This window comes from Mesorhizobium sp. CCNWLY176, assembly GCF_037153935.1.
GTDB lineage: Bacteria > Pseudomonadota > Alphaproteobacteria > Rhizobiales > Rhizobiaceae > Mesorhizobium_M > Mesorhizobium_M zhangyense.
In genome coordinates this window covers 48,019-63,793 of sequence record NZ_JBBBDZ010000018.1, presented here as the reverse complement: position 1 = coordinate 63,793, position 15,775 = coordinate 48,019, and the positions used below count along the sequence as shown (strand labels likewise).

Genomic DNA, 15,775 nt, shown 5'->3' with positions numbered 1-15,775 from the left:
TGCACTCGGTCACCATTGTATACCTAATCCTCCCACAGGATCACGACTATGACACAGAAACTCAACATCATCATCGGCAGCACCCGCCCCGGCCGCGTCGGCCCGGTTTTTGCGAAATGGTTCGCCGATTTCACCCGCAAGCACGGCAAATTCGAGCCGGTTCTGGTCGACCTGGCCGATTTCAACCTGCCTATCTTCGACGAGCCCAAGCATCCGCGCCTCGGCCAGTATGAGAACGCCCACACCAAGAAGCTGTCCGAAGCGATCGATGCTGGCGACGCCTTCGTCTTCGTGACGCCGGAATACAATTATTTCGCGCCGGCCTCGCTCATCAACGCCATCACCTATCTGTCGGCCGAGTGGCGCTACAAGCCCGCCGGCTTCCTGTCCTATGCCGGCGTCTCCGGCGGCCTGCGTGCCGTGGAGTCGATCAAGCCGCTGCTGATGGCGCAGAAAGTGGTGCCGCTTCAGGAAGGCGTGCCGGTGCCGAACTATCCGCAGTTCCTCAAGGACGGCGTGTTCGAGCCCAGCGAGCTCATCACCACCGGTGCGACCGCCATGCTTGACGAGCTCGACCGCTGGGCCGGCGCGCTGAAGGTGCTGCGTCCGTCCAAGGCCGTAGCCGACAAGGCTGCTTAGCACGCACGGGCAGCACCCCCAGCAAACATGATTACCCGGCTCTCGAGCGGCGCTTTCCTTCCTCTCCCTTTTCCCCGGCAAAATCCTTGGAAAACTTGGAAAAAAGCCATGAAGCGCCTATATCTAGGACATGATCGGGCGCGCGATTCGGAATGGAATTGCGCGCCTGTCCCGCGATAGAGAGACGAAAGCACTTCATGAGCGATACGACCGAAAACCAGGCCGATGCGCCGGCTGAGTATGGCGCCGATTCCATCAAGGTTCTCAAGGGCCTTGATGCGGTGCGCAAGCGGCCGGGCATGTATATCGGCGACACTGACGATGGCTCGGGCCTGCACCACATGGTCTACGAGGTCGTCGACAACGCCATTGACGAGGCGCTGGCCGGCCACGCCGATCTGGTGACGGTAACGCTCAATCCCGACGGTTCCTGCACAGTTATCGACAATGGCCGCGGCATTCCGACCGATATCCACACCGGCGAAGGCATTTCGGCTGCCGAAGTCATCATGACGCAGCTTCATGCCGGCGGTAAGTTCGACCAGAATTCCTACAAGGTTTCCGGCGGCCTGCACGGCGTCGGCGTTTCCGTCGTCAACGCGCTTTCGGTCTGGCTGAAGCTGAAGATCCGCCGCGACGGCAATATCCACGAGATGAGCTTTACCCACGGCAACTCGGATGCGCCGCTCAAGGTGACCGGCACCTATGTGCCGAACAAGCTTCCCGCCACCTATGAAGGGCGTAGCGGCAGCGAAATCTCCTTCATGCCGTCGACCGACACCTTCACCATGGTGGAGTTCGACTACAACACGCTGGAACACCGGCTGCGCGAACTGGCGTTCCTGAATTCCGGCGTACGCATCGTGCTGACCGACAAGCGCCATGCCGACATCAAGACGCAGGAACTGCTCTACGATGGCGGTTTGATCGAGTTCGTCAAATATCTCGACCGGGCCAAGAAGCCGCTGATTTCCTCGCCGATCGCCATCAAGGCCGAGCGCGACGGCATCACCGTCGAAGTGGCGATGTGGTGGAACGACTCGTATCATGAGAACGTGCTGGCCTTCACCAACAACATCCCGCAGCGCGACGGCGGCACCCATCTGGCCGGCTTCCGTGGCGCGCTGACGCGCCAGGTCACGGGCTATGCCGAATCCTCGGGCATTTCCAAGAAGGAAAAGGTTTCCATCACCGGCGATGACAGCCGCGAAGGGCTGACCGCCGTTCTTTCGGTCAAGGTTCCCGACCCTAAATTCTCCTCGCAGACCAAGGACAAGTTGGTTTCGTCGGAAGTGCGTCCAGTGGTCGAAAGCCTCGTCAACGAGGCCCTCGGCACGTGGTTCGAGGAGCATCCTTCGGAAGCCAAGATACTGATCGCCAAGGTGGTTGAGGCCGCCGCCGCTCGCGAAGCCGCGCGCAAGGCGCGCGAGCTGACCCGGCGCAAGGGCGTGCTCGATATCACCTCGCTCCCCGGCAAGCTTGCCGACTGCCAGGAGCGCGATCCGGCCAAGTCCGAAATCTTCATCGTCGAGGGTGACTCGGCAGGTGGCTCGGCCAAGGGCGGGCGCTCGCGCCAGAACCAGGCCATTCTTCCGCTGCGCGGCAAGATCCTGAATGTCGAGCGCGCGCGCTTCGACCGCATGCTCGGCTCCGACATGATCGGCACGCTGATTACCGCGCTCGGAACTTCGATCGGCAAGGACGAGTTCAACGCCGACAAGCTGCGCTATCACAAGATCATCATCATGACTGACGCCGACGTCGACGGCGCCCACATCCGCACCCTGCTGCTCACCTTCTTCTTCCGGCAGATGCCGGAGCTGATCGAGCGCGGCCACCTCTATATCGCGCAGCCGCCGCTCTACAAGGTTTCGCGCGGCAAGAGCTCGCAATACATCAAGGACGAAAGCGCCTTCGAGGCATTCCTCATCGGATCTGGCCTTGAAGAGGCTTCTCTCACCCAGTCGACAGGCGAAGTCCGCACCGGGCAGGATCTGCGCGGTGCGGTAGACGACGCGATGGCGGTGCGTACGCTGCTCAACGGTCTGCACACGCGCTACTCGCGAACCGTGGTCGAGCAGGCGGCAATTGCCGGCGCTCTCAACCCGGACATTTTCTCCAATCTCGGCCGCGCCGATGCCATGGCCGCGACCATAGCCCAGCGCCTCGACGCCATCGCCGAGGACACCGAGCGCGGCTGGCAGGGCCGTACTTCGACCTCGAACGAAGGTCCGGGCGGGTTCATCTTCGAGCGCACCGTGCGCGGCGTTAAGGAATATGCCCATCTCGACATGGGCCTCATCAACTCGGCCGACGCGCGCGCGCTGGACCGCTATGCCGCCCGCCTGCACGAGGTCTACGCCCAATCGCCCGTGCTGCGGCGCAAGGAAGTGTCCGAGACGATCTCGGGGCCGATGGCATTGCTCGACGCGATCTTCGCGACCGGCCGCAAGGGCTTGACCATGCAGCGCTACAAGGGTCTTGGCGAAATGAATGCCGAGCAGCTCTGGGAAACCACGCTCGACCCGAACGTGCGCTCGCTGCTGCAGGTCAAGGTCCACGACGCCACCGACGCCGACTCGCTGTTCTCGCGGCTGATGGGCGACGAGGTCGAGCCACGGCGTGAATTCATCCAGGAAAATGCGCTCAGCGTCGCCAATCTGGACGTTTGACGGGTTGGGTTTTCAAGCGTCGGCGCGGGCGTAGTTCCGACCTTCGCTAGATCGTAGCGGATGTTTCTGAACTGCTGCTACGATCCGTCCGTATCACCAGCAACGATTTCACGCGCTGCCGGCCGATGAAGCAGCACGCTGGTCCGGTGATGCTTTCAGTGCGGTCGGCTCGGCATCGCTCGAGGCCCGTGCAAGGCTTATGCCCTCTGCGGAAGCGCGCGTACGGACCGCTCCGACCGTGCGGTTGAGACGCCGCGCGATCAGGGCGACGCTTTCGTTCTTGCGCGCAAGCCGTTTCAGAAGGTTGATATCGTCCTTCGACCAGTGCTTGTACCTGCCGGCATATTCACTTTCGTATCGGACCATTGCCACGCTCGTCAGCGAGTAGAATCGGCGAAATTTTGAAGCCAGCGGACCGCATCGCACATCACCCGGACGGGTAGAAACGACGGGTTTGAGGTACCAAATTCGCGGTAGATTCACCTTTGAGATGAACCGACAGCTGTAGAAAACATGCCCTCGCCTACGCCATCTGGATTAGACCACTTAGCTTTTGGATGATGCCTGTCACGGGCTCCGGCCTGACGGGACCTCGATCCTACGATCGTATCCCGCACCAGCCGGCAGCAAACAGTGCGATGGTCTTGGTGACACGCTTGAGCGACGACAGGCTGACGCGCTCGTCCACGGCATGGATGTTTTCCGCGACCGGCCCATAGACCAGCGACGGGATGTTGCCATGTACGGCGAAGACCGCAGCATCGAGATAGCAGGCCATGACATAGGCTTCCAGCGGCCCGCTGCCATCGCGCGCGGCCTGATGCGCCAGCGCCAGCATGGCTTCGGCATCGGAGCCAGGCTCCAGCGCGTAGCCGGCATGCATGACGCCGACCCATTCCACACGCGGTGGCGGGCAGTTGCGAAAACCCGGATCACCGGCGACGGCTTTTGCCACGAAAGCCTCGAATTCGCGTGCCCGCTGTTGCGGATCATCGCCGGGATAAAAACCGATGCGCCCTTCGAAGCGGCATGAGGACGGCACCGAGGCAATCCATTCACCGCCCGCGATGGTGCCGATGGTGAGTGCGGCGGGGTTTTCCACCCCGTCGAAGAACGGCTTTGTCGGCCCTTCGGCGTTCCATTTCGCTTCCAGCTTGCGCAAATGGCCGATCAGCCGCACTGCCGCGTCGATGGCGCTGATGCCCTGGTCGATCTCGCGCGGATGCGCCGGCACGCCGTCTACCGTGATGGCGAATTTGTTGACGCCGGAATTGGCCCTCACCAGCTTTTCGTCGGTCGGCTCGGGAATGAGGATTGCGTCGGCGACGTAGCCCTTGACCAGCGCCATGGCCGTGCCATTGCCGGTGATCTCCTCCTCGACGACGGACTGAAGCTGGACATCCGCTGTCAGTTCGAACCCTGCCGCCCTTATCGCATCGAGCGCAAACAGCGCCGCCGTCAGGCCGGCCTTCATGTCGCCTGCGCCGCGGCCATAAAGCCAGTCGCCGCGCCTCACCGCGTCATAAGGCGGAAATTCCCAGCGCGCCGGATCGCCCGTCGGCACGATATCGACATGGGCATTGAGCGCCAGCGATCGGCCTTTCGGAGCATTGGCTTTACGGACGCCGACGACATTCGCCATCTTGTCGTAGGGCACCGTCACCGGCGAAAAGGCCGGGTGCTTGCCGACCATATTCGGATCGATCAGGAAGCGGTCGACATGATAGCCGCGGTCCCGCAAGGCGGCCTCGACGATATCCTGCACACCGGTTTCCGCGCCCCGTTGCGAAGCGCAACGGACAAGGCTCGCCAGGAAATCGACCTGCTTATCGAAAGCCGCGTCAACGGCATCCAGAATGCGTTGGCGCGCGGTGTCATCGATGGGTTGCAAGGGGGTCAAACCTCGATCGTCTTGAGACGTTCGGCGATCAGCGCTGCCAGCCTGCTTGCTACCTCATCCTTGCCCATTTCGGGCCATTCCTCGACGCCGGCGCTGGAGACGATCTTCACCCGGTTGCGGTCACCGCCCATGACGCCGCCTTCATGCGACACATCATTGGCGACAATGAAATCGGCACCCTTCTTCTTCAGCTTGGCCTGCGCGTTCCTGACCACGTCCTGCGTTTCGGCGGCAAAACCGACGACCAGATAAGGTCGTTTCTTGTGGTGTCCGACGCCGGCCAGAATATCGGGGTTTTCGACCATTTTCAGTGCCGGCGGCCCCTCACCTGCCACTTTCTTGATCTTCTCGCCGGCGGAATCCGCCGTGCGCCAATCAGCAACCGCCGCCACGAAAACCGCGCCGTCAGCCGGCAGCAACTGCTCGACGGCGTCCTTCATCTCGCGGGCGCTTTCGACGTGAACGGTCTTGACGCCAACTGGATCGGCAAGCGTCACCGGGCCGGAAACGAGGCGTACGTCCGCGCCGAGCTTGGCCAGAGCCGCTGCGATGGCATGGCCCTGCTTGCCGGAAGAGCGATTGGCGATGTAGCGCACCGGGTCGATCGGCTCATGTGTCGGGCCGGAGGTGACGATGATTTTCCGCCCCGACAGCGGCTTGGCGCCGGCATCGAAAAAGGCTTCGACAGCGGCCGCGATCTCCAGCGGTTCGGCCATGCGGCCCTCCCCGGCTTCCGCACTTTCGGCCATCTCGCCCCGGTTCGGGCCGATGAAGGCAATGCCGTCCTTTTCCAGCGTGGCGCGATTGCGTCGCGTCGCCGGATGCGCCCACATTTTCGGGTTCATCGCCGGCGCCATCAGCACGCGTTTGTCGGTGGCGAGCAGCGCTGTGGATGCGAGGTCGTTGGCCAGCCCATTGGCGATCTTGGCCATCAGATCGGCGGTGGCCGGCGCAACGACCACCAGATCAGCCTCTCGTGACAGGCGGATATGACCGATATCGTGCTCGGCCTGCCGGTCGAACAGGTCAGTGAAGACATGATCGGCCGAAAGCGCGCCGACCGACAGCGGGGTGACGAATTGCTGTGCCGCCTCGGTCATGATGCAGCGCACCGCCGCGCCGCGCTCGCGCAGGCGGCGGATGAGGTCCAGCGACTTGTAGGCCGCGATGCCGCCGCCGATGATGAGCAGTATGCGTTTGCCAGAGAGGGTCATGCCTTGCCTGCCGTTGAGGCCGGCTTCAACGCCGGTTCGATGTCGGTATGGATGAAATCGTCGCCCTTGAAAAGCAGCGGCAGGTTCCGCGTCCTGGCAAGCGCGTAGGAAAAGCAGTCGCCCATGTTGAGATTTGCCTTGTGGCCGGAGCCACGGCCATAGCGTGAATAAGCGCGGCGGGCCACGATCAGTTGATCGAGATCGAAAGCGATCATTTCAGGTTCTACCAAGGCAAGCAGATCGTCGACCTGTCGCGCCTTTTGCGGAAAGCTTTCACGTGTCGAAACGCAATAGGCTTCGTGCAACGTCGCCACGCTGATCATCGGCGACAACTGTTGATCCAGATAGAGCCTGAAATGGTCAGCGTCATGCTCCCTCAGCAGAATTGCGATAATCGCGGACGTATCGATGACAAAGCCGCTCAAAGCAGGCCTTCATCCCACATTTCGTCACTAATCCTCTTCTGATCGAATGGCTTGTCGGGATTGGCACCCAAGCGCCTTAGATCCTCAAGGATGGATTTTCTCTGCCGAGGTCCGGCAATGCGATCGGCCAACGCATCGCGCACCTCCTGCTCCATCGAAACGCCACGCTCGGCGGCGCGCTTGCGCAGTTCCTGTTTGACGCTGTCGTCGAGGTTTCGGATCGTGATGGTGCTCATGGCTTCGCTCCTGCATTCACAAGATAGCGCACCAAGCTACTGCTTTCAATGACAGCACTGCTAGCAATGCTGTCATTGCCTTCTACAAAAGCTTCCACGCGATATAGACCAGCGTCAGTGCGATCACCCACAGCGCCACGCGGCCGGAACGCGTATGCCGCGCTTCGGCCTTGCCGATGGCCTTCGCCGTTTCGTCGTCGAAGCGCAGGCCGTGCTCGGCCATCTTGTCGATCTCGCGCGACAGGCGCTCGGTGCGGGCGGCGAAGTCCGGTGCCTGGCAGGCCAGCGACAGCAGCGCCTTCACGCCGTCGCGCGCGTCGGTCAGCATACCGCGCGGGCCGAGATTGCTGGCGATCCAGTTGCCGACGACGGGTTCGGCCGTCTTCCACATGTTGAACGCCGGATCGAGCGTGCGGGCGACGCCCTCGACTACCACCATGGTCTTTTGAAGCAGTACCAGTTCCGGGCGGGCGGCCATGTCGAACAGTTCCGTCACCTCGAACAGCAGCGTCAGCAGCTTGGCCATGGAAATGGTTTCGGCCGGCTGGCCATGGATCGGCTCGCCGATGGCGCGGATGGCCTGGGCGAAGGCGGCGACATTGTGCTTGCGCGGCACGTAGCCTGCCTCGAAATGCACTTCGGCCACGCGCAGATAGTCACGCGTGATGAAGCCGTAGAGGATTTCGGCAAGGAAATGCCGCTCCTTCTTGCCGAGCCGGCCGGCGATGCCGAGATCGACGGCGACGATGGTGCCATTGGCCTCGACGAACAGGTTTCCCGGATGCATGTCGGCGTGGAAAAAGCCGTCGCGCAGCGTGTGGCGCAGGAAGGACTGGATCAGGTTCGCAGCAATCAGCGGCAGGTCGTGGCCGGCGGCGCGCAGGCCCTCGACATCGCTCATCTTGATGCCGTCGACCCATTCCATGGTCAGCACGTCGCGGCCGGTGCGCTCCCAGTCGACATGCGGCACGCGAAAGCCGGGATCACCTTGCGTGTTCTCGCCGATTTCCGACAGGGCGGCCGCCTCAAGCCGCAGATCCATCTCGATCTTGGTGGTCTGGGCCAGCGTTTCCGTGACATCGACCGGGCGCAGACGCCGGCTCGACGGGATGTAACGCTCCTGCAGGCGGGCAGCGAGGAAGAAGCTTTCGAGATCGTGGGCAAAGGCCTTGCGCACACCGGGCCGGATGACCTTGACGGCGACCTTGGAAACTACGCCATCGCGCTCGACCTCGGCCGCATGGACCTGCGCGATGGAGGCCGCCGCCACCGGCTCGCCAAGTTCGCGGAACAGTTCACCCACCGGTCGGCCGAGCGAGCCTTCGATGGCGTGGACCGCCTGCTCGCGCGGGAAGGTATGCATCCGGTCCTGAAGCAGTGCCAGATCGAGCGCGATATCGTTGCCGACGACATCGGGACGCGTTGCCAGGAACTGGCCGAGTTTCACATAGGATGGGCCAAGACGGGCTACAGCGCCCGCCAGCCGCTCCGAGCGCTGGCGCTTCTTGGCGCGGCGGCGCGTCAGCAGCTTGGCCATGCGCCAGCCGAATTTCGGCGGCCCCGAAAGCTCCTCGCCGGGAAGTGCGGCGACGACGCCTTCGCGTGTCAGAATCCAGCCGGCCCTGGCGAGCCGGAATGCGGCACTGAGCGAACTCATGCGGAGGCGCCCGTCAAAGCTTCCAGCCCGAATGAAGGGCTGCGATGCCGCCGGAATAGTTGCGGAACGAGACCCGGCCAAAACCGGCGCGCGTGATCATCGCTGCGAAATTCGCCTGATTGGGGAATTTGCGGATCGATTCGACGAGATAGGCATAGGGTTCGCCATCGCCGGTCACGACCTGGCCGATGCGCGGAATGGCGTTGAACGACCATGCCTCGTAGACCTTGTCGAGCAGCGGCATGTCGACTTCGGAAAATTCCAGGCACAGGAAGCGCCCGCCCGGCTTCAGCACGCGGAACGCCTCGGACAACGCCACATCGATGCGCGGCACGTTGCGAATGCCGAAGGCGATCGTGTAGGCGTCGAAGGTCTCGTCGGCGAAGGGCAGTTCCTCGGCATTGGCCTCGACGAAATCGGTGTTGGCGGACGAACCACGCTTTTCCGCGCGCTCCTTGCCGACACCGAGCATCGAGCCGTTGATGTCGAGCACGGTGGCATGCGCCTGCCCCTGCGAGGCGTCGATGATGCGGAACGCGACATCACCGGTGCCGCCGGCAACGTCCAGCACCTTCCAGCCCGGCCGCTTCGGCGGGTTGAGCCACGACACCAGGCCGTCTTTCCACAGGCGATGCAGGCCGCCGGACATCAGGTCGTTCATCAGGTCATAGCGGCTGGCGACGCGGTGGAACACATCGTTGACGAGGCTTTGCTTGTCGCCATGCCCGACCTCCTTGAAACCATAGGAGGTTTCCATGCCGCCGGCCGCCGTTGTGCGATGTTCTGACATTATTTTTGATCCGCCATAAAACCGGCGGGACCATAGCCGATCAGGATGGGGGACGCTATTGTTTAAGGCGCGGTGAACAGCCGCGCTTCGGAGCAGGCACGATTCGAAACGCGCATCACACGAGGAAAACCGGAATGCCATTGAAAGCGGAACTTCACTGCCACATCGAAGGTGCGGCAGCGCCGGAACTCGTGCTGAAGCAGGCGGCGAGATACGGCAAGGATGTTTCCGCCATCATCAAGGACGGCTCCTTCGTCTGGCACGATTTCACCAGCTTTCTGGCCGCCTACGACGTCGCCTCCGACCTGTTCCGCACCGAGGAAGACTATGCGCGGCTGGCCGACCATTATCTGACCAGCCTGGCTCGCGACGGCGCGATCTATTCGGAAATCTTCACCTCGCCCGATCACGCGGCCAAGGCCGGGCTCTCCCCGCAGGCCTACACCAACGCGCTTGGCGAAGGCATGATACGCGCCCGCGACAAGACCGGCATCGAAGGCCGCATGATCGTGACCGGCGTGCGCCATGTCGGCGTCGAATCGATCGAGGCCGCCGCGCGCTTTGCGGCCAAATGCGGCCATCCGCTGGTCACCGGCTTCGGTGTCGCGGGCGACGAGCGGCAGGGCGACTTCGAGGACTATGTGCGCGCCTTCGAGATCGCGCGTGAGGCCGGCCTCGGCATCACCATCCATGCCGGCGAATTCGGCGGCTGGGAAAGCGTCAAGGCAGCGCTCGACCACATCCGCCCTTCCCGCATCGGCCATGGCGTGCGCGCCATCGAGAACCCCGATCTGGTCAGGCGTATAGCCGACGAGGGCGTGGTGCTTGAATGCTGCCCCGGCTCAAACATTGCGCTGAAGGTTTTCGACAGTTTCGAGACCCATCCGTTCCTGGCGCTGCAGGCCGCCGGCTGCAAGGTCACGCTCAATTCCGACGACCCGCCCTATTTCTGGACGACGCTGAAGCGCGAATACGACATCGCCGCCACGCATTTCGGCATGGACGACAAGGCGCTGACGGCAGTGACGAAGACGGCGATCGAGGCAGCTTTCGTCGATCGCAAGACCAAGGCAGCGCTTTTGGCCAAGCTGAACGGCGCAAAGCGCTGATCGGTTGCGACAAAGCTGTGGCTGGCGCGTGGGCAGCGGTTTCACGCGCGCGGTTCAGCCGATAGTATCACGTCCAAGCAGAAAGATTTCAGGAGCGAATTCTCATGGGCGTGACCGTCGTCGACCATCCGCTTGTCCAGCACAAGCTTACCATCATGCGCGACAAGGAAACGTCGACTGCGAGTTTCCGGCGGCTGCTGCGCGAAATCTCGCTGCTGCTCGGCTATGAGGTGACGCGCGACCTCGAACTGACCACCAAGACGATCGAAACGCCGATCGAGACGATGGAAGCTCCGACGCTTGAGGGCAAGAAGCTGGTGTTCGCCTCGGTGCTGCGCGCCGGCAATGGCCTGCTCGAAGGCCTGCTCGACCTCGTGCCAGCCGCCCGCGTCGCCCATATCGGACTCTACCGCGATCACGAGACGCTGGAAGCGGTGGAATATTTCTTCAAGGCGCCGAGCGATCTCGGCGACCGGCTGGTCATCGTCGTCGACCCGATGCTGGCGACCGCTAATTCCGCGACGGCTGCAATCGACAAGCTGAAGGAGCGCGGCGCGACCAATATCCGCTTCCTATGCCTGCTGGCCGCCCCGGAAGGCATCGAGCGCTTCACAAAGGCGCATCCGGATGTGCCGGTGTTCACCGCGGCGATCGACCGCCAGCTCAACGAGAAGGGCTACATCATCCCCGGATTGGGCGACGCCGGCGACCGGCTCTACGGCACGAAGTGAGGCGCTTTACCAACGGTTAACGACAGCCGCCGAAGCCGCCACCTCGTTAAAGCCAAAGTCACCATAACGGCCCATCATCCACCAAAAGACAGGGCGGATGAATGCTGCGTCAGGTGATCATATTTTCGGTTTGTGCCGTGGCGGCTGCCTCGCTTCCCGGCCTCTACCAGGCCCATCGCGAAACGATCCTCGGTGTCCTGAAACCCGAAAACGCAACAGTGGCGCAGCCGGTTGCCGTCGTGAATTCCGCAAAGCCGCAACGCCCAGTATTCGCCGACGATCTTTCCGGCCGCAAGGTGCGGCTCGCCGCCGACCAGCGCGGCCATTTCAGCGCCGATTTCCGGCTTAACGGCAGAATGGTCACCGGGATGATCGACACTGGCGCCACCGCCGTTGCCATCAACCGCTCAACGGCGCGGCGCATCGGCATATCGCTCCAGCAATCGGATTTCTCGCAGCAGGTCGATACGGCCAACGGCAGGACGGGGGCGGCGGTCGTCATCATCGACAGGCTGGAGATCGGCCGGATTTCCGTCGACAAGGTTCCGGCGCTGGTGCTCGAGGACAAGGCGCTCAACGGCACGCTGATCGGGATGAGCTTTCTCAGCCGGCTCGGCAAATATCAGGTCGAGAACGGTTCGCTGCTTTTGGTACAGTGAGCTGGCGGATCAGGCAGCGCCGGGGTGTTCGTCGCTCCGGAAATGGCTGGGCGGCGAGCCGACGACGCGTTTGAAGGCGCGGCTGAAAGCGGCTTCGGATTCATAGCCAAGCCGCGAGGCGACCACGGAAATCTTCAACCGGTCGCGGACCAGCCATTGCCTTGCCTGATGCATCCTGACCTGCGTGACATATTTCAGCGGCGTTTCGCCGACGATGGTCGCGAAGCGTTCGGCAAAGCCCGAGCGCGAAGCGCCCATCATCTTCGCCAGCGCTTCCACCGTCCATTCGCGGTTCGGCTCCAGATGGATCGCTGCCAGCACGCGGCCTATGTCGCGATCCCGCACGGCCGCGATCCAGCCGCTGGTTGCGCCGCAGCCGCGCTCGACCCATGAGCGGATGATGGTGGCGGCAAGCACGTCCGCCAGCCGCGCCAGAATGCCGCCCGAGCCGACGCGCTCCATCGTCACCTCGCGCGCCATCGCCTCCAGCAGATGCGGGATCGCCGGATCGTACGCCTCCAGCCCATGGGTGAGCATCACATCCGGCATCATGCCGAGCAGCGGATGCAGCCTGTCCAAATTGAAATACATGCTGCCACTGAACAGCAGCGTGCCCGGCTGGCAACCCTCCCGGACATCGCCGTCGTCCGACATGCAATAGACGTCCTTGCAAAGCTCGGCGACCGTATAGCCGGTGATCGGCGAGGTCTTGACGCCGGGTTCGCTCGCCAGCACATGCACGTCGCCGCGCGGCAGCAGCACGGCGTCACCCGCATTGAGTTGCACCCATTCGCCGCAAGGACGCAGAAGCCAGCAGCCTTTCCGGCCGATGAAATGAAACCGTGCCGCCTCCTGCGCCGGGAATTCGACGCCCCAGGGCTCCTTCATTTCGGAGCGGCCATATTCGACGCCGTCGAGGCGAAGGCCACGCAGAATATCCGTCAGGGGATCACCGGTAATCGGAAGTTTGGACGAACGGTCAAGCATGATGGCGTTTCTAGCATGGAAACTCCAGGGAGTCACCACCATGTTGCACTGCATCCAAACTGGAGATTTCATTATGACCGAACCGGCGACAGGCGTCATGGACGCCATTCCGCTCGACCTCGCAAAATCCGACGAACGATCCGATGCGGCATGGGGGGCGGTCTTTTCGCTTGCGCTCGGCACTTTCGGGCTGGTGACGGCGGAGTTCCTGCCCGCCAGCCTGCTGACGCCTATCGCCCATGATCTCGGCATCACCGAGGGTGCAGCCGGACAGGCCGTCACCGCCACCGCCATCATCGGCGCGATCTCGGCACCCACCATGGCCATCATCACGAAACGCATCGATCGCCGGATCGTCATGTGGGGGCTGACGTTACTCTTGATCCTGTCGAACGTACTGGCGGCCCTGGCCTGGTCGTTACCGGTCCTGCTCGTGGCGCGCGTTGTGCTCGGCATAGCGCTTGGTGGCTTCTGGTCGATGTCGGCGGCGCTGACGATGCGGCTTGTTCCGAGCCATCTCCTGCCGCGCGCCATGTCGATCATCCTGACCGGCGTTTCCGCCGCCACCGTTTCCGCCGCTCCCATCGGCGCCTATGTCGGCGACATCTGGGGATGGCGCACTGCCTTCATGATCGCTGCCGTCGTCGCCGCGCTGACGCTGCTGGTGCAACTGGTGACCATTCCGAAGCTGCCTCCGGTCGGTGTTGCCAGTTTCCGCAGCCTGCTGGATGTCGCCCGCAGACCGATGATCAGGATTGCCCTGCTGGTCGTCGTGCTGGTCGCCTCCGGCCATTTCGCCGGCTTCACCTATGTCCGCGCCTTCCTCGAAAAGGTGCCGGCGCTCGACATCGAGACGATCTCGCTGGTTCTGCTGGCCTTCGGCATCGGCGGCTTCTTCGGCAATATTGCAGGCGGCTTTCTCGCCGAGCGCAGCCTCAAGGCGGCAGTGGCTCTTGCGCCGCTGCTGATTGCCATAGCTTCCGTCTCGCTGCTGGTGCTCGGAACTTCGACCGTCGCATCGGCAATTGCAGTCACGCTCTGGGGCTTTGCCTTCGGCGCGGTTCCGGTCGGGTTGCAGACCTGGCTGGTGCGGGCCGCTCCCGATCAGGCCGAAAGCGCCGGCGGGTTGATGGTCGCGACCTTCCAGGTGGCGATCGCGGCGGGCGCTATTTTCGGCGGCCTGCTGGTGGACAATGCCGGCGTGGCCAGTGCCTTCGCCTATAGCGGGGCAGCTACGCTGCTCGCGGCTGTCACGGTGTTTTTGCTCGGCCCGAAGCGGGAAGTGAAGGCTGACTGACGATGATGGAAACAGCCCCTCACCCTTACCCTCTCCCCGTGAAAAACGGGGAGAGGGGGTCGTCAACGTTGCGGACAGCCTCCTTCTCCTCGTTTACGGCAGCGGATGAGGGGCGTTTCCACTTGAGCCGGAAAGGCTTTAGCCGCGCGGCGCGATCCGGCGCACGATGACCTTTGCAGTGGCGGGTTTCGTCTCGCCAAGAGTGTAGCCGGACAGCAATACCAGCGCAGCCCTCTCGGCATCGGTCTTGTTGCGGGCATGGACGAGCGCCAGCGGCTCGCCGGCCTTGACCTCCGCCCCCACCGGCAAGAGCCGCGTTATGCCCACGGCATGATCGACGCTGTCTTCCGGCCTGGTGCGGCCACCGCCAAGCGCCACGACCGCAAGGCCGATATCGCGCGTCTCGATGCCGGCTACAAAACCGCTCTCCGGTGCCTTTACCGCGAATTCCACCTTGGCCTTCGGCAGATAGATTTCGCTTTTCTCGACAAAATCCTTCGGCCCACCGAGTGCGGCCACCATGCGCGCAAAGACTTCCGTCGCCTTGCCGCTCTCCAACGCCTTATGTGCCTGCCGTGCGGCATCCTGATGCGAGGCGGCAAGTCCTGCCTGCTGCAGCATTTCGGCGGCCAGCGCCAGCGTCACCTGCTCCAGCCGGCGGTCGCGGAAACGGCCAGTCAGGAAATCGACGGCGTTCTGCACCTCGACGGCATTGCCGGCGGCGGATGCCAGAGGCTCGTTCATGCCGGTGATGAGCGCGGAAGTCTTGAGCCCCGCGCCATTGGCAACTTCGACGAGGCTGGTTGCAAGGGCGGTCGCATCGCGGGTTTTGGCCATGAAGGCGCCGTTGCCGAGCTTGACGTCGAGCACCAGAGACTGCAGCCCGGCGGCGAGCTTTTTCGACAGGATCGAAGCGGTGATGAGGGCGACCGACTCCACCGTCGCGGTCACATCGCGGATTGCGTAAAACCGCTTGTCGGCGGGTGCCAGATCGGCGGTCTGGCCGATGATGGCGCAGCCGGCGGCAAGCACCGTCTTGCGAAACAGCTTCTTGTCCGGCTGCGTGGTGTAGCCGGGGATCGAATCCATCTTGTCGAGCGTGCCGCCGGTGTGGCCGAGGCCGCGGCCTGAAATCATCGGCACGTAGGCGCCGCAGGCAGCCACGATCGGCGCCAGCATCAGCGAGACATTGTCGCCGACGCCGCCGGTCGAGTGCTTGTCGGTGACCGGACCGGGCAGGTCCGACCAGTCGAGCACGTCGCCGGAATCGCGCATGGCGAGCGTCAAGGCGACTGCCTCGTCGCGGCTCATGCCGTTGAAGAACACGGCCATGGCGAGCGCCGCAACCTGCCCTTCCGACACCGCGCCCGTGGTCAGCCCGCGCACAAAGCCGGCGATTTCGTCAGCGGAGAGCGGCTTGCCGTCGCGCTTGCGGCGGATGATTTCCTGAGGGAGCATT

General features: G+C 63.2%; 15 protein-coding genes. 6 read left to right on the top strand and 9 right to left on the bottom strand.

Going from position 1 to position 15,775, the window contains the following annotated elements; genetic code table 11:
* Window positions 1-48: 48 nt before the first annotated feature.
* Together WBQ96_RS24145 and gyrB are read left to right on the top strand one after the other, a co-directional pair.
* Window positions 49-639, top strand: a complete 591-nt coding sequence (locus tag WBQ96_RS24145; protein ID WP_336554583.1) for an NADPH-dependent FMN reductase — start codon at window positions 49-51, stop codon at window positions 637-639.
* A 197-nt stretch (window positions 640-836) separates the two neighbouring features.
* Entirely contained in the window at window positions 837-3,311 is a 2,475-nt protein-coding gene (gene gyrB, locus WBQ96_RS24140; RefSeq protein ID WP_336554584.1) for a DNA topoisomerase (ATP-hydrolyzing) subunit B, read from the top strand.
* Between the two features lie 108 nt (window positions 3,312-3,419).
* Here the strand turns inward: gyrB and WBQ96_RS24135 are convergent, their stop codons facing one another.
* The 7 genes from WBQ96_RS24135 to ubiE all read right to left on the bottom strand — a co-directional run bounded on the left by WBQ96_RS24135 (window position 3,420) and on the right by ubiE (window position 9,533).
* On the bottom strand, window positions 3,420-3,677 hold the full coding sequence (locus WBQ96_RS24135; protein WP_336554586.1) for a hypothetical protein: 258 nt from the start codon (window positions 3,675-3,677) through the stop codon (window positions 3,420-3,422).
* Window positions 3,678-3,909: 232 nt separating this feature from the next.
* Complete coding sequence (locus tag WBQ96_RS24130; protein WP_336554588.1) at window positions 3,910-5,202, bottom strand: ArgE/DapE family deacylase; 1,293 nt, start codon at window positions 5,200-5,202, stop codon at window positions 3,910-3,912.
* A gap of 5 nt (window positions 5,203-5,207) precedes the next feature.
* A complete protein-coding gene (gene coaBC / locus WBQ96_RS24125; RefSeq protein WP_336554590.1) occupies window positions 5,208-6,425 on the bottom strand; it encodes a bifunctional phosphopantothenoylcysteine decarboxylase/phosphopantothenate--cysteine ligase CoaBC in 1,218 nt (405 codons plus the stop codon).
* Window positions 6,422-6,850 (bottom strand): type II toxin-antitoxin system VapC family toxin, encoded by a 429-nt coding sequence (locus tag WBQ96_RS24120; RefSeq protein ID WP_336554594.1) that lies wholly within the window; start codon window positions 6,848-6,850, stop codon window positions 6,422-6,424. The genes coaBC and WBQ96_RS24120 overlap by 4 nt, the downstream gene beginning before the upstream one ends.
* On the bottom strand, window positions 6,847-7,086 hold the full coding sequence (locus WBQ96_RS24115) for a FitA-like ribbon-helix-helix domain-containing protein (protein WP_091917269.1): 240 nt from the start codon (window positions 7,084-7,086) through the stop codon (window positions 6,847-6,849). The genes WBQ96_RS24120 and WBQ96_RS24115 overlap by 4 nt, the downstream gene beginning before the upstream one ends.
* A gap of 82 nt (window positions 7,087-7,168) precedes the next feature.
* Window positions 7,169-8,743, bottom strand: coding sequence for a 2-polyprenylphenol 6-hydroxylase (ubiB, locus tag WBQ96_RS24110; protein WP_336554597.1), 1,575 nt, complete (start codon window positions 8,741-8,743; stop codon window positions 7,169-7,171).
* Between the two features lie 13 nt (window positions 8,744-8,756).
* Complete coding sequence (gene ubiE / locus WBQ96_RS24105; protein ID WP_336554599.1) at window positions 8,757-9,533, bottom strand: bifunctional demethylmenaquinone methyltransferase/2-methoxy-6-polyprenyl-1,4-benzoquinol methylase UbiE; 777 nt, start codon at window positions 9,531-9,533, stop codon at window positions 8,757-8,759.
* 134 nt (window positions 9,534-9,667) lie between these two features.
* Between ubiE and WBQ96_RS24100 the strand changes: the two genes are divergently transcribed.
* The 3 genes from WBQ96_RS24100 (at window position 9,668) to WBQ96_RS24090 (ending at window position 12,032) form a co-directional block, all read left to right on the top strand.
* Window positions 9,668-10,642, top strand: coding sequence for an adenosine deaminase (locus WBQ96_RS24100; RefSeq protein ID WP_336554600.1), 975 nt, complete (start codon window positions 9,668-9,670; stop codon window positions 10,640-10,642).
* Between the two features lie 104 nt (window positions 10,643-10,746).
* A complete protein-coding gene (gene upp, locus WBQ96_RS24095; RefSeq protein ID WP_336554602.1) occupies window positions 10,747-11,373 on the top strand; it encodes a uracil phosphoribosyltransferase in 627 nt (208 codons plus the stop codon).
* A gap of 101 nt (window positions 11,374-11,474) precedes the next feature.
* The gene (locus WBQ96_RS24090) at window positions 11,475-12,032 is read left to right on the top strand and encodes a TIGR02281 family clan AA aspartic protease (RefSeq protein WP_336554604.1); all 558 of its coding nucleotides are present in this window, start codon (window positions 11,475-11,477) and stop codon (window positions 12,030-12,032) included.
* Window positions 12,033-12,041: 9 nt separating this feature from the next.
* Here the strand turns inward: WBQ96_RS24090 and WBQ96_RS24085 are convergent, their stop codons facing one another.
* Window positions 12,042-13,019 (bottom strand): AraC family transcriptional regulator, encoded by a 978-nt coding sequence (locus tag WBQ96_RS24085; RefSeq protein WP_336554605.1) that lies wholly within the window; start codon window positions 13,017-13,019, stop codon window positions 12,042-12,044.
* Window positions 13,020-13,092: 73 nt separating this feature from the next.
* On the opposite strand from WBQ96_RS24085, the gene WBQ96_RS24080 reads away from it, so the two are divergent.
* Window positions 13,093-14,316, top strand: coding sequence for an MFS transporter (locus tag WBQ96_RS24080; protein ID WP_165120472.1), 1,224 nt, complete (start codon window positions 13,093-13,095; stop codon window positions 14,314-14,316).
* Between the two features lie 138 nt (window positions 14,317-14,454).
* On the opposite strand, the gene deoA is transcribed toward WBQ96_RS24080, so the two are convergent.
* The gene (deoA, locus tag WBQ96_RS24075) at window positions 14,455-15,774 is read right to left on the bottom strand and encodes a thymidine phosphorylase (protein ID WP_336554606.1); all 1,320 of its coding nucleotides are present in this window, start codon (window positions 15,772-15,774) and stop codon (window positions 14,455-14,457) included.
* Window position 15,775 lies beyond the last annotated feature (1 nt).